The 15,261-nt window shown below is 38.6% G+C and carries 8 protein-coding genes; 6 read left to right on the top strand and 2 right to left on the bottom strand.

Annotated features, from left to right (window positions below):
• Positions 1–88: 88 nt before the first annotated feature.
• Entirely contained in the window at positions 89–6,913 is a 6,825-nt protein-coding gene (locus H6G73_RS16425; protein ID WP_190606388.1) for a type I polyketide synthase, read from the bottom strand.
• Between the two features lie 1,260 nt (positions 6,914–8,173).
• Between H6G73_RS16425 and H6G73_RS16420 the strand changes: the two genes are divergently transcribed.
• The 5 genes from H6G73_RS16420 to ndhI all read left to right on the top strand — a co-directional run bounded on the left by H6G73_RS16420 (position 8,174) and on the right by ndhI (position 13,108).
• Entirely contained in the window at positions 8,174–8,497 is a 324-nt protein-coding gene (locus H6G73_RS16420) for a hypothetical protein (protein ID WP_190606386.1), read from the top strand.
• Between the two features lie 524 nt (positions 8,498–9,021).
• Positions 9,022–10,221 (top strand): ABC exporter membrane fusion protein, encoded by a 1,200-nt coding sequence (locus H6G73_RS16415; protein ID WP_190606384.1) that lies wholly within the window; start codon positions 9,022–9,024, stop codon positions 10,219–10,221.
• A 217-nt stretch (positions 10,222–10,438) separates the two neighbouring features.
• On the top strand, positions 10,439–11,611 hold the full coding sequence (gene devC / locus H6G73_RS16410; RefSeq protein ID WP_190606382.1) for an ABC transporter permease DevC: 1,173 nt from the start codon (positions 10,439–10,441) through the stop codon (positions 11,609–11,611).
• A gap of 25 nt (positions 11,612–11,636) precedes the next feature.
• Positions 11,637–12,305 (top strand): DevA family ABC transporter ATP-binding protein, encoded by a 669-nt coding sequence (locus H6G73_RS16405; RefSeq protein ID WP_190606380.1) that lies wholly within the window; start codon positions 11,637–11,639, stop codon positions 12,303–12,305.
• Positions 12,306–12,514: 209 nt separating this feature from the next.
• Positions 12,515–13,108: an NAD(P)H-quinone oxidoreductase subunit I gene (gene ndhI / locus H6G73_RS16400; protein ID WP_190606378.1), complete on the top strand. Its 594-nt coding sequence runs from the start codon at positions 12,515–12,517 to the stop codon at positions 13,106–13,108.
• 167 nt (positions 13,109–13,275) lie between these two features.
• Here ndhI and H6G73_RS16395 read toward each other — a convergent pair whose 3' ends face one another.
• Positions 13,276–14,046, bottom strand: a complete 771-nt coding sequence (locus tag H6G73_RS16395; protein WP_190606376.1) for a glucosamine-6-phosphate deaminase — start codon at positions 14,044–14,046, stop codon at positions 13,276–13,278.
• 188 nt (positions 14,047–14,234) lie between these two features.
• On the opposite strand from H6G73_RS16395, the gene H6G73_RS16390 reads away from it, so the two are divergent.
• A complete protein-coding gene (locus tag H6G73_RS16390; RefSeq protein ID WP_190606374.1) occupies positions 14,235–14,918 on the top strand; it encodes an HAD family hydrolase in 684 nt (227 codons plus the stop codon).
• Positions 14,919–15,261 lie beyond the last annotated feature (343 nt).

The raw sequence follows: 15,261 nt of genomic DNA, 5'->3' as shown, positions 1-15,261 counted from the left end.
AAACCACATCTTGAATTGATTTATTATTTTCCTGTTGGGCTGAAATTTTTAACAAGATGTGGTTTATTCTCTAAAATGAAATTACTTTTTAAAGTGCTATTTTTCTGGGTAAAAATGTTCCTTCCGCACCAATCATGCGATTATATATTTGCCCTTGGTGACTGTAGGTAATAACATCAGCAATGACATTGGTTTCTGTGGTTGATGTGATGCGACAGGTGACGTAAAATTTTTCACCAAAGGGAACTGGTGCAAATTGTTCAAAGGTTTTGATTTCTGATGGTAGGCAACCTACTTGTTTAAAAATCTGGGTCCACAACCATAGTGAATGAATTTGAACATCAGCAATGTAGGGATTAAATGTGATGATTGGGAATTGCCCTTGTTGCTGTGCTGTGGGTTGGGGTAGAGAGCATTCGATGGTGAGATGCTCATGACTAGCATTGAGGACAGATTGTACACCTTGAAAAGTAGTACCGTGGAATAGACTATTACCACCGCTTTGATAGAGAGATTGGTTGATAGGGAGAAATTCTTGATCCTGAACCAAGTTTAATTGTTCGTAATGAGGAGAAACAGGAATGTCTCGCTTTAAGAGCAGGTTGGTACTAAAATGATACCTGATTTTATTTGCTGGTGTATTACTACTAATTTTAGCAGTAAATTCTATTTGCTGATCATTGATTTTTGCTGTTTCTGCTAAGTCAATTGTGTATTGATTAGCAAGATTTTCATCAAAAACAATGCCTTTTAAGACTTTGAAATTGTTAGCAGCAAAGGTTTTAAAGCCAGGATAAAGTTGTTCACAATTATTAGCCATCCATGTTAAGCCGCAGGTAGCGGGAAGGACGGGACGGCTAGCAATCACATGGTCATGTAGAAAGGGATTGGCTGTTAATGTTAATTGGCGTTGAATGGAATAGGTTTTTAATTCCTGGGGTAAGTGATTGGGAATATAAATTAAGGGGCTACCAATGATAATTTGCGGATGATCTATTTGCGGATTTGTTAGTTCTGCGACTAACATTTGTGTGCCAATATCAACAGGAATGGTCTCTATACCTCGTTCCGCAAAAGCTGCTTTTAATTCTGGTGAAACCATACCACTTTCCCAAGGGCCCCAGTTAATGGTGAGGACATGACAATGGGGATGGTGCAGTTTAATGAGATGGGCTGATTTATTGAGAATTTCGTTAGCGATCGCATAATCGCATTGTCCCACATTACCGTAAAAGCCGACCACTGAGGAAAATAAGACCAAATGCTTGAGTTGCTGGGGTGGAACACAATGCAGCAGGTTTTCTAAGCCTTTGACTTTAGCAGTGTAAACTGTCTCAAAATCCTGAACTGACTTTTTCTCAATGCGTTTATCAGCTAAATTACCTGCACCGTGAATAATGCCAGTTATTTCTCCCCAACGTTCAACTACAGGGGCTAGTTTTTCCTTGAGTAACACCCCGTCGCTAATATCCACACTCAAATATTCTACTTGTCCCCCTGCTGCTTCTATAGCTTTGAGGGTATGGTGAATTTCCCGTTGGGAAGAAATGGTCTGAAACTTCTTCTGCACCATCATCGGGGTGGGTTTTTCCCCTTGGGCAAGAAAATATTCCATGATACGCTGTTTTAATTCAGCTTCATTTTCATAACCTTCTGCCCATACTGGTTGTTGTTCTGTGTGAGAACGACCTAAGAGGACGAATTTACATTGATATGTTTGGGCAAGTTTGATGACACATTGGGCTGTTATCCCTTTGGCACCACCACTAACTAGAAATACTTGGTCTTTGTTAATTGATAATGATGGATGGGGAATTAATTCAGTTAATTCTGTACTAATTGTGCATCTACCTTTGCGGCTATAACCTACCTCTGTCACCAAAAGATTGGGGTCATGTAGTTCAGCAATAATGTGTTGAACACAGGTATCACTATCTAGGTCTGGGCTTAAATCTAGGGAACGACAAAATACACCTTCCCATTCCTGATTTAAACTCTTAGTTAGCCCAAATAGTCCTGCACCAATGACACCGAAATTATGATGTTGGGCTAGTCCCAATTCTCCATCTAACCGGGTAACAGCAAGGAAAGCACCGCGTCCTTGACTCGCTGCTTGGTTAAGGGGTTCCTTGAGATATTTGGCAATTAAAAAGACGTGACGCAGGATAGTTTTTTCTGTTTCTAAATATTGGACAGTGTGACTGGTTCCGTTATGGTTAATTGGGTGTAAATGAATGAAGGCAGCAATAGACCCATAATGATGGGAAATATATTCTAATTTTTGTTGTAATGTCTCTTCCTGCCAATCTGATAAAACCACCTGATGAATTCCCTGGTCTAAGGTAGATATTTGGTCAGGGAAGCTAAGAATAACTGTTCGCCAAGCTTTATTTACACAAGTTGCCGCTAGTTTGGCAGTAGTTTCTGAACCATCATCAGTAATTAATATGACGTGATTTTCTGGTAAATTAAATTCTAAAAAATCAGGTTGAGGAAGTGGCACTAACTGGGCAACACTACGCTGAATATTGTGGTCTAATTTGGAAACTGTTGCGGCTGAATGTTGTGTTGTCAGTAAATGAGTGACACTTGATGCTTGCTGTTGAATATATTCAACAATTTGCCCTAAAGTTCGCAATTGACCTAATTCTTCTGGGTTGGGTTTGGGTAAATCAGGGTAAAGTTCTAACAGCCCTCCTAAAATTTCCACTCTTTTAATCGAATCAATCCCCAAATCTGCCTCTATATCCATAGACAGGTCTAACATTTCCGCAGGGTAGCCAGTTTTATCACTGACAATATTGAGGAAAATTTGATTGAGGTCAGTTGGTAATTCAACACATGACTTTGGTTCTAATTCAGGTTCCGCAACTTGGGTAATTGGTTCAGATGGAATCACCTCTGTGGGAACTTCTACCAACTGTTGGGCTGGGGCAATTACCGCTTCCGAAATCTCTACTTGAGGACTGAATAATTCTGGAATTAAAGTTTGAATATATTCAACAATTTGCCCTAAAGTTCGCAATTGACCTAATTCTTCTGGGTTGGGTTTGGGTAAATCAGGGTAAAGTTCTAACAGTCCTCCTAAAATTTCCACTCTTTTAATCGAATCAATCCCTAAATCTGCCTCTATATCCATGGACAGGTCTAACATTTCCATGGGATAACCTGTTTTGTCACTGACAATATTCAGCAGAGTTTGACTGAGGGTGAAATTATCAATTTTAGTTGGGGTAGTGGGAACAACGGTGATAGTTGCAGTGTGTTTTTTATGACCGTTATTTTCCACTGGAGTGGGAGAATGATGACCATGACTAAAACCGTTATGGGGAGATTCTAAAACTAGGTTTTCTGGCTTTATTAGCTGATAATGTTGCTGAAGTAATTGAAAGTAATGATGAGTGTATTCCTGTTGGTAGTTGAGATATTGTTCATGGATGCGGAGGGTATCACCTTGGTGATCATGGAACCGCATCATGTTACGCTCAGAACTAGCGATCGCTAATTGCTGTGTTTGCGACTGATGTTCATTGGCTGGGCTATTGGCCAATAAAGAATGCTGCTGTTGCATTAATTGGACAAAGGCCTTAGTGTATTCTGTCTGATTTTGCAAAGATTGTTCGTGAACTTGCACCAAGTCGCGCTGTTGACGGCTAAATTCTGCTAGGGAGTTCTCCAAGCTATCAATAATTTGGCTGTAACCTGGAAGATGGGTAGCAATTTTCTCGAAATTCTGATTTACAGCTTGACTCTTACCATTAACTAATTCCCCATGTTCGTTGTCAGTGTAGCGATGATGATTACCGTTGGTCAGTTCTGTATGATAATCATTGACAATTGGGGTTGACTGGAAAGCTACTGATTGCAAATTTGGTGAGACATTAATCTTATGGCCATCTGCTAAGGCCTTAGCAAAGGCTGCTTGAGTCTTTTCCTGTAAATTGGTGCTATTCAAGCGCACATTCAACATCTTATTTTGGGCAACTTGTGGGGGAATGGGGGAATAAATTTGATAGGGGTCGAGGTTTTGCAGGGGCATACCAGCGACACGCAACTGCATCACAGCTTCTCGGAGAGTGCGATCGCTTCCCACAGACTGGAGGTGATCATTATTTTTTGTATGATGAGGATTAACTGCCACAGCTATATGTGGTTTATCCCCCAAAATCTCCTTGACTAAATTTGTGAGAATATTCTTCGGGCCAAACTCTACAAAGCAATAACCACCGGCAGCATAGATATTTTCAATTTCCTGTTGAAACTGTACCTGATTGAGTAAATGTTCCTTCAAAATTTTGGGAACTGCTGAAGGTGAATTTGGGTAACATTGACCAGTGACATTGCTGTAAACTGGAATTTGCCCTGGTTGGAACTGCACCTGTTCAATGGCTTGGGCAAAAGGTTTTTGGGCATGGGCTACCAAAGGTGTGTGAAAAGCTGCCCCAACTCCTAATAAAGTCGTATTCAAACCATGGGCTTTGAGAATATCCTCCACCTGGGCAATTTCCGCCTTCTTCCCAGCTAACACCACTTGTTGAGGAGAATTCCAATTAGCCACAGCTACCTGGGGAAAATTGCGAATTAATGCCTGAACTTGACTAACATCGCCTTGAACCGCTAACATGCCTCCCACATCTTCAGAGTCAGAGGGAGTAGCCATTGCTTGTCCCCTAGCTTTGACCAGGAACAAATAATCTGACTCACTCAACACACCCGCAGCCCACAAAGCTGTAATTTCCCCAAAGCTATGACCAGCGACAAAATCAGCCTTAAATCCTGCCTGTTGTAAAATCTTGTACAACCCTAAACTGAAAGTTCCAATGGCTGGTTGGGCATATTCTGTTTTTTGCAGAGTTTCTACCTGCTGTTTCTTTGCCGCTTCAGTAAATACAGGGGGTGGAAAAACTACCTCAGAAATTGGTTGGAGGTTATCTTCACTCAACAACCTATCCATTTCTGTGTAAGCCTGACGCAAGCAAGGGAAATTCATCACTACTTCCCGACCCATTTCTAGGTACTGGGAACCTTGACCAGAAAATAGGGCTACTACTTTCCCTGTAGTATCTATTCCTGTATGACGGTAATAAATACCTTTGGGATGTTTCCAAAATTCCGCTTCTCCTTGGCTTTTCAACCCATCAATGGCAATTTGTAATAACTGCCTCGCATCACCAAGGGAATTAGCAACAAATCCCAGTCTGGCATAGTTAACAGGGATTTCCGCATTTTGACAGCCAACTACCAATTCTCGATAATGCTGTTCTGATTCTTCAGATTGTAACTGCTGTTGAATTTCTGTACACCGAGATAACAATGCACCTGGTGTAGGGGCAAAAATGAGCAATGTTTCCGGAGTTGGGTGTAACCGATAGGCTTGATGATGTTCCCTGGTATATTCTTCCAAGACCACATGATAATTAGTGCCACCAAAACCAAAGGAACTCACCCCAGCCCGGCGCGGTTGGTCAGAGTGACTAATCCAAGGTCTGGTTTCTGTATTTAAATAAAATGGGGAATTCTCAATGTTGAGTTTTGGGTGGGGTTGAGTGACATTAATAGTCGGTGGTAAAACTTTGTGATGGAGTGCCAAGGCAGTTTTAATTAAACTTGCCGCCCCAGCTGCGGCTTTGGTATGACCAATTTGGGATTTGACACTGCCCAAGGCGATATGTTGAGTTTTGGGGTTATTTTGGCCAAATACTTCCGCAATAGCCGTAAATTCCGTTGGGTCTCCCACCATTGTGCCAGTACCGTGGGCTTCAATTAAACCCACAGTTGTGGGAGAAAAGCCAGCTTCTGCATAGGCCCGACGCAAAGCTTTGATTTGGCCTTCCGGACGGGGGGCATAGATACTTTTATACTTGCCATCACTAGAAGTGCCAATACCTTTAATCACTGCATAGATGCGGTCGTTATCTCGTTGGGCATCTTCCAGACGCTTGAGAACTAACATCCCCACCCCTTCACCCAACATCATCCCGTCGGACTCCGCATCAAAGGGTTTGACTCTTTCACCGGGAGATACTGCGGGAGTTTTACTAAAACACATGTAGGCAAAAATTGAGTTATCAGTATCAACTCCACCGGTCAACATCATATCTGCCCGATGTTCTACTAATTCACTAATGGCTACCTTCAGGGCCCCCAAGGAACTAGCACAAGCCGCATCAACTACACAGTTCATCCCTCCCAAGTCGAGACGGTTGGCAATGCGTCCAGAAATCACATTAGCTAACATACCAGGGAAGGCGTTTTCTTCCCACTGCACATATGCACTTTTGATTTTAGTAATGATTTTTTGGGTGTCTTCGTCTGATAAACCACTGTTTTTCAGGACTTTTTCCCAAACAGGGTATTGCAATCTAGTACCTAGTGGCACTGCTAACTGCCTACCAATAGCTACTCCTAATACTACCCCAGTGCGATCGCGAACTGTATTAGCAGCATCACCATAACCGGCATCTGACAAAGCAGCTTTTGCCACCACCAAACCCAGTAACTGGGATATATCCGTCACTTCCAAAATATTTGGCGGCAGTCCAAACTCCATGGGATTAAAATCAATATCAGGTAAAAATCCCCCCCGTTTACAGTAGGTTTTATCTGGTGCTTTCGGGTCGGGATCATAGTAATCATCTATACTCCACCGCGAAGCAGGTACATCAGTAATACAATCCACTTTTTGAATAATTTTTTCCCAATATTCTTGTAAATTTTTTGATTGGGGAAAGATAGATGCCATACCAATAATCGCCACGTTTATCTGTGACAATTGAGAATTAATTTCGCTGATTATCTGGGAATTTTCAGACATATTCTTTCTCACCCTTATTAACCTGAGCAGAGCCTGTTCACAATCGCTGACTTCACTTGCTAACTGTGCCAAGGCAGCTTCAATTTTGGCAGCAGCCATGATTTTATATTTGCTATTTTGCTGGTGCAATTTAGAGATTAGAGGCAGATTAAAATCTTCAGAAAATTAACAAAATTCGAGATAATAATCTACTTGCACAGAATAATTTATTGGTAGCTAGCTTAAAGTTAGTAAAATGCTGCGCTCTGCGGCTCAAGCTGGGATAGCTTCCTGTCGAAAATCTTATCCTCTCCCCCTGTAACAGACATCTATTGCCGCTTTCATTTATCCTAGACTTGTAATTCATCCATTTCAACCCTGATGCAACGTATATGCAACTCAAGATATTTGATATTTATTGATTATTAAAGGCATCAATCAATACAACTATTTTCTTTATATATTTGAGCGAGAGATATTTCCCAAAACTTGCATTTTCTTGATTCAAAATTATAGACATCTTGATTTATCAGTTTTTGAAGATTAATTATTAAAAAAAGACATAATGATTTTGGAAAAAATATTTAACTCTATAACTTTAGACAGGTATCAAATTAATTTATCAACTTAGATCACGACTGATAATTTATTTTTAATTCACTCATTTAATATTGTTGTATTTATTACATGGGTAATCCAAAGGAAAGAATTACATTTTTATTTACTTAACTCGTCAATAGAGACACAGCGAGCAATTGATATTTTCTCTTAAAGATTTAATAAAGCGATTGCTTCACCTATCTCTACCACATCTATCTTCAAGCAGATTTTTTTCATCATTCCTTTCTGACTAGAAATTAGTTAATTACTCACCCTATTTTCCTCTCTCGAAAGTCGTATTTTCACTATTTTGTAGCCATCACCACTAGGAATTATGCCTAAGGGATGAAAACTAATTAGATTCATATCCCTTAAACTCTTGAGTTGAGATGCTGAACCAGCACATAAAATATGGCATTTTTAAAGAGGTAATTTACAAAAAACAATTAAAATTTTTATGAATTCATTAATTTATCAGCAATTAATTAATTTGTTGCATATGGGTTGAAAATGATAAATAATGAGTTTATTCTGTGTAATTGAATCATGTAATTACCTTCTGAAGATTCAACAGATAATTCAGGAAATAGTCAGGTAAATTATCACTAATTTATGGAACTAGATAGCACTGGGACATAGATAACAATTAATCGTGTTGAAAATTATTTGTTATCTGTGTTTATGAAGAAAATTCATAGTTTCCCTGCTATTCACAATATCAACACCTGATTTATCAAGTTGCTATATGGAATGTAAACAAAACTATAAGGGCTTGCTGGCATGAGACTATCTGATTTAGATCCACTCATCCCGCTTAATGAGTTGAGGGAAGAACTACTCAAGTTACCGAAAGGATACTCTTTTTATGAAGATGAATTGGTAGACTTTCTATCACGACGAAGATGGCCAGAAAGCGAGCGCCGGATTGACAGAACAACCTTCTGGCGATGGCGGATGGATAATGGCATTGAACATCAAAAAGTATTTAGTCGATTAGATGTTCTCAAGCTTTGCCAAATTTGCGATCATTATCGTGTTGATGGAACTCGTAGTGAATACTTAGCGATTATGAAGAAAAAGAAAGAGGTTGTTCTCAACAAATAAACTATCCCATTTTTCCCTTGACTTCAGCACTAAAAATTAGCATTTTAGCCTCTCTCCTCTAGGGAGAGGGGTTGAAACAGAGGCTAATATAGCAGGGGACAGGTGACAGGTGACAGGTGACAGGTGACAGGTGACAGTGCTAAAAGCCTTTGAGTGTATAAGTTTTAGTTGTAGTTAATGTCCTAACTGTCTTGTCTACGGCTATATCACTAATTAAAAATTAAGAATTAAAAGTTAGAAACTGGAAGTCTATGACCTATGGAAATTTTCAGGTTTAATCTGTCAGATGCTTTGTTTACCAGGGAATAATTTAGATTCCATAACGCATAGTTGAGGATATTGAAACTATATTGTCATCAAAATCAAAGGGCTAGTGGAGAATTCTGTTAAATCTGAGTTCACCAATATCTTAGCCAAATAATTAGTCCAAAGTTATCAGGGAATGCTATCAGGTGTACTGGCTGTTCTACTTTATCCATAAAGTCAGAACAACAATTATATTTCGTCATTAGCAAAACAAGATTATGGTACACAAAGAAAAGCAGTCTTTACCAAAACCTACGGGTTTATGGTCGATAATGTTGGGAAGTTCTTTGGTTGTAGTTAGTGGTGTAGTTTCTCTCTACAGCCTTCCACATTTTAATTTCACTTCTACCGCACCTCCAGCACCCCCTACCACTAACAGTCCCTCTCCCAGTGTCAATGCTGTTGCAGCTTTAGGACGTTTAGAACCCCAAGGAGAGGTGATTCGTTTATCTGCTGCTAACTCCCTAGCTGGTGTGAGGGTAGCGAAACTTTTGGTGAAAAAGGGGGATAGGGTACGTCAGAACCAAGTAATAGCAGTCCTGGACAATTATGCAGCCAATTTGGCAGCTTTAGAAAAAGCGAAAAGACAAGTTCAAGTTGCGGAAGCTAACTTAAAACAGGTGGAAGCAGGGGCAAAAGCTGGAGATATTTATGCCCAAAAAGCGACTATTGCCCGCTTGGAGGCTGAGTTACGGGGAGAGGTGGTGACTCAAAAGGCAACTATTAGCCGTCTGGAAGCAGAATTAAATAATGCAGACACAGAAAACCAGCGATATCAACAATTATATAAACAGGGTGCGATCGCTGCTTCTGATGCAGACACCAAACGGTTACGATATGATACCGTGCAACAACAACTCAATGAAGCCAAAGCTACCCTCAACCGCACTATAGAAACTCTACAAAAACAGTTAGTTGAGGCCCAAGCCAGGCTAAATAGTTTAGCAGAAATTCGTCCTACTGATGTGCAAGCAGTAAAAGCTGAAGTAGATAGTGCCAAAGCCTCAGTTAAACAGGCACAAGCAGAATTAGATTTAAGTTCTATTCGTTCACCTATTGATGGCCAAGTCCTGAAAATTCATGCTTGGCCAGGAGAAGTAATTGGTAGTGATGGCATCGCAGAGTTAGGCCGCACTCAGCAGATGTATGTGGTTGCTGAAGTGTATGAAACTGATATTAAAAAAGTGCGGTTGGGACAATCAGTTATCATTACTGGTGATGCTTTAAACGGAAAATTAACGGGAAAAGTCACAGATATTGGTTTACAAGTAGGTAAACAAAATATTTTTAATACTAATCCCGGTGCAGATACAGATAACAAAATTGTTGATGTGAGAATTCGCATTGATGAAACTAAAGATAACCAATTAGTTTCTGCCTTAACTAATTTACAGGTGCAAGTCCTAATTAAAATTTAATCTTTAGAGAGGATTTATCAAATCAACTGGAAATTTTCGGGTGCGTTATGGGACATGCTGACTGCACCATAGCTTCATCACAAATTTATTCAAAAGGCACTAATTAAGTATATAAATCAACTCTAAAACCAGGGTGGATAAAGACTCAAGCAAATATGCACAGATATTTTACTTTTTCTTTGTCCATCATCAACATGTTGAAAATTAGGGCTACTATATGCTACTCACCATACCTTTAGCTTGGCTACAGTTAGTCAAACAAAAACTACGTTTTATTGTGGCTTTGGCAGGAATAGCTTTTGTCTCAGTTTTGATGTTTATGCAAATTGGGTTTCAAGATGCACTCTATGCCAGTGCCACTCAAGTACATCATAATTTACAAGGAGACTTATTCTTAATTAGTGCTCAATATAAATCTTTAACATCTAATCAAAGTTTTCCCCGTAGCCGATTATATCAAATCTTAGCTTTTCCAGGAGTAGAATCCGTAGATCCTTTATACTTACAGTTTGCCAAACTTAAAAACCCTATTAATGGGCGTAAGTATCCTATTTATGTAATTGGCTTTAATCCAGTTAATCCTATTTTGAATTTACCAGAAATTCAGAAAGATTTTTCATTATTAAAAATACCTGATCAAGTCTTTTTTGACCGTTCATCCCGCCCAGAATTTGGTCCTATTGCTGAATATTTTCAAAAAAATCAACCTTTAAGCCTAGAAATTTTTAGTTATTTAGGTTTAATCGGATATAAAGTGAAAATTTGTGGCTTATTCAGTCTTGGACCTTCCTTTGGTGTAGATGGAAACTTAATCGTTAGTTCCTCTACATTTATGCGAATTTTCAAAGAACGTTCTGCGGATGATATTGATATAGGATTAATTCATCTTAAATCTGATGCAAATATTCAAGAAATTATCAAAAAACTATCTGAACAACTACCTAAAGATGTGTTAGTTATGACACGTCAAGAATTTATTGAATTTGAAAAAAGTTATTGGACTCTCAGGACTCCCATCGGATTTGTTTTTAACTTGATGGTAATTATGTCCTTTGTAGTTGGTGTCATTGTCGTTTATCAAATTCTCTATAGTAATATCTCCAGTCATTTAGTAGAATTTGCAACCCTTAAAGCCATGGGTTTTCAAAATCAATATCTTTTGAATGTAGTCTTTAAACAAGCCATGATTTTAGCAATTTTAGGCTATGTTCCTGGTTTTGCTATTTCTACCATTCTCTATGATGTAGCTAAAGGTGCTACAAAACTACCTGTGCTGATGGATATTAGCAAAATGATATTGGTTTTAATTTCCGTAATTTTTATGTGTCTAATTTCTGGATTCTTTTCCACTACTAAGCTACGCAGAGTCAATCCTGCCGATATTTTTTAATGTCTGATAAAATAACCAATAATATATGCTATTTACGCCAGTTATCCAAATTAAAAACCTCAATCAATATTTTGGTAAACATCAAATTTTGTTTGATATTAATCTTAATATTTATGGTGGAGAAATAGTAATTATGACTGGTCCTTCTGGATCAGGTAAAACCACTTTACTCACCTTAATTGGTGGACTACGTTCTGTACAAGAAGGCAGTTTAAAATATTTAGGTCAAGAATTAAATAGAGCTAGTGATCAAGATTTAGTCCAAATTAGACGGCAAATCGGGTATATTTTTCAAGGTCATAATTTACTCGATTTTCTGACAGCTAAACAAAATGTTCAAATGTCATTAGAATTACACAACCATATCTCATCATGGGAATCTAGCCTCAAATCAGAAGCTATGCTACAATCTGTTAAATTAGGACATAGAATTGATTATTTCCCTTCAGATTTATCAGGTGGACAAAAACAAAGAGTTGCCATTGCTCGTGCTTTAGTAAATCATCCTAAATTAGTGTTAGCTGATGAACCAACAGCAGCTTTAGATAGCAAATCTGGCAGAGATGTTGTGACATTGATGCAGCAACTAGCAAAAAAGCAAAATTGTGCGATTTTAATTGTCACCCATGACCATCGTATTTTAGATATTGCTGACCGTATTATCGAAATGGAGGATGGTTGTTTAAAGGCATAAAGATTGATTTCAAATTTATATCATCTACTTAAGGAGAGATTTTACCGATCCTGAATATAGCATTAAGGAATTCTCCAGAGATTTTAGTCAAAAATCTTGATTAGTGTTCCTCAATAAAGTGAATTGATAATTCTTCCATTTGATGGAAGTAATCACCAACAGCAACTCTTACCTTGCTTATTAGATTATGAGTTGTCAATAATTTACTCATGTTTAAATTTCTGCAACAAGTTGGTGATTACACAAAACAAAGCTTTCAAGCTGGTCGATATATCGGACAGGGATTAGCTGTAACCTTTGACCATATGCAGCGTCGTCCTATCACTGTCCAATATCCTTATGAAAAACTGATTCCTTCGGAACGATTCCGAGGACGGATTCACTTTGAATTTGATAAATGTATTGCTTGTGAAGTCTGTGTACGGGTTTGTCCGATTAATTTACCAGTAGTAGATTGGGAATTTGATAAACAAAATAAGAAGAAAAAACTCAATCATTACAGCATTGATTTTGGAGTTTGTATTTTCTGTGGTAATTGTGTGGAATTTTGCCCGACTAACTGCATATCATTTACCGAAGAATATGAACTATCTGTTTATGACCGCCATCAATTAAACCTAGATAGTGTAGCCATGGGAAGACTACCTTATAAAGTCACAGATGACCCAATGGTAACACCTTTGAGAGAATTAGTTTACTTACCTAAAGGCACTTTAGAACCTCATGAACTGCCGGCTGATGTGCATCGCGCTGGTCTATTTATTGATGATATTTTAGACCAAAAAAAATCAATAGTAATTTAAGTAAAAATAGGAAAATAAAAATGAATTTACTACAGAAAATCTTCGCCAAATAAAATTGATTAATTTGAGGGGAAGGGTTGGTGTTAGTGCTGCACTCGCTATTACTTATTCACACTTTAACCAACCAGCAGTCGCTTGTTAAATCCTGGCAACAACCGATAGAATTACTAGAGTAAATGAGCAGAATTTATATCTAAAAATAAAGTGGCTTGAGGTTGAAGCCGTAAAATAGAGGCTGGGCAATTAGTAGTAATATTACCTTGCAGTGTTTCCTTGACTATCTTGGCTTTACGCTGATCTGGTGCCAGACAGATTATTTTTTTCGCTGCACAAATGGTCGGAATAGTGACAGTAAAAGCATATTGAGGCACAGCTTCTAAATTGGGAAACTGGCCTGTATTGACTTGTTGCTGACGGTTGTCTAAATCGAGTTTGACTAGTTTCACTCCAGAAGTATCCTGAAAATCAGCAACAGCAGGGTCATTAAAGGCTAAATGTCCATTTTCTCCTATACCCAAACAACATAAATCAATTGGTTGGGCTTGGAGTAATTTACTATAGCGATCGCATTCCTTAATTGGTTCTAAACAATCACCCTCTAGATAATGAAAATGGCGTGGTAATACTTTTATTTCTACCCGTTCCCGTAAATAACGGCGAAAACTGGCTTGATGGTCAGCCTTAATCCCCAAATATTCATCTAGATGAAATAAAGTCACCCTTAACCAATCAATTCCACCCAAGGCAATTAAGGCATCTAAAAATTGAATTTGTGAATTACCTGTAGCTAGTAATATAGCTACTTCTGCCTGTGTTTGCAGTAAATTTGTTAAATATTTGTGGACAATTTCGGCCACACCGATGGCCATTTCTCCTGACGAGTTGTAAATCTCCACCGAGAGAGAATCGACATCAAATGATTTTGTAGCAGTTGGCATTTGCTTACACAGAAGGTTAATGATTTTGCCGGACATAACCCATATACACCCCCTTGCATATGGGTAACAGGATTTAGCCTAATCATTTTCGTATTAAATCTGACTCAACCTGCGACGGAAAATGAAGAGCAAAAGGATCTAAATTATGTAAACTAACTGAATACTGGTTTATATCTTACCAAAAAATCATGCTGGCTGCTATTCTCTTTGATTTAGATGGAACTATTGCTAACACTGACCCCATCCATTACCAAGTTTGGAGAGAAATACTCTTAAACTATGGTGTAGAAATTGATGAAGCATTTTACAAATCACGAATTAGTGGCAAGCTAAATCCAGAAATTATCAAAGATATCTTACCCCAATTATCTCCTGTAGAAGCCGAAGACTTTGCAGATGAAAAAGAAGCTATTTTTCGACAATTAGCATCTCATCTTCAGCCTTTACCAGGATTTAGCGAATTATTATCCTGGACAAAAAAACATAACTTAAAACGAGCCTTGGTGACAAATGCACCGAGATTGAATGTCGAGTTTATGCTATCTACTTTGGGAATTCAAACAGCATTTGATACGGTTGTTTTAGCAGAAGATTGTGTTGCACCTAAACCAAACCCTACACCTTATAGAGTAGCACTAGAAAGACTAGGTATTACAGCTAATCAAGCGATCGCTTTAGAAGATTCTTGCCCAGGGATTCGTGCTGCTGTGGGTGCAGGAATTCCAACCGTGGGTGTTGCTTCCACCCATGAACCCCAAACATTAAAGGAAGTAGGTGCGTTTATCACTATTCCTGATTTCACAGACCTACAACTGTGGAGTTTGCTCAATACTTACTTAGAGGAAGATGATCTGAACAAAATTGTGGTTTAGCAAATTTTCAGTAAAGGCATAATTACCCCTTCTCCAACAGCAACCAACACATTGAGTAAACCCCTCCCCAACCCTCCCCGCAAGCGGGGAGGGTGCGGGACAGCGTTGGTGGGGTAATCATCTGTTGCAAATATTTTTCGATTTGATATTACAGGAAATTAATGTATTTTCGTTATTGCGACCACAGAAAAGCAACCTCAAATCAATTTCTTCTAGACTACACCTAAGTCCTAAATCCCACCTTCCGCCCCCTAACTGTCACAGAGGGAAATTACGGAGAGAAAACATCTAATTGAGAATAAAAACAGACATATTGAGTGTAAAAAGACATTTGAATAACAGT

This window comes from Richelia sinica FACHB-800, assembly GCF_014698825.1.
Taxonomy (GTDB): Bacteria; Cyanobacteriota; Cyanobacteriia; order Cyanobacteriales; family Nostocaceae; genus FACHB-800.
This window is presented reverse-complemented; position numbering and strand designations above follow the sequence as displayed.

Bases quoted from the DNA above. Each gene is read 5' to 3' on its own strand.
- H6G73_RS16425 (WP_190606388.1), bottom strand. From the start codon at position 6,913: ATGGCTGCTGCCAAAATTGAAGCTGCCTTGGCACAGTTAGCAAGTGAA.
- H6G73_RS16420 (WP_190606386.1), top strand. From the start codon at position 8,174: ATGAGACTATCTGATTTAGATCCACTCATCCCGCTTAATGAGTTGAGG.
- H6G73_RS16415 (WP_190606384.1), top strand. From the start codon at position 9,022: ATGGTACACAAAGAAAAGCAGTCTTTACCAAAACCTACGGGTTTATGG.
- devC (WP_190606382.1), top strand. From the start codon at position 10,439: ATGCTACTCACCATACCTTTAGCTTGGCTACAGTTAGTCAAACAAAAA.
- H6G73_RS16405 (WP_190606380.1), top strand. From the start codon at position 11,637: ATGCTATTTACGCCAGTTATCCAAATTAAAAACCTCAATCAATATTTT.
- ndhI (WP_190606378.1), top strand. From the start codon at position 12,515: ATGTTTAAATTTCTGCAACAAGTTGGTGATTACACAAAACAAAGCTTT.
- H6G73_RS16395 (WP_190606376.1), bottom strand. From the start codon at position 14,046: ATGCCAACTGCTACAAAATCATTTGATGTCGATTCTCTCTCGGTGGAG.
- H6G73_RS16390 (WP_190606374.1), top strand. From the start codon at position 14,235: ATGCTGGCTGCTATTCTCTTTGATTTAGATGGAACTATTGCTAACACT.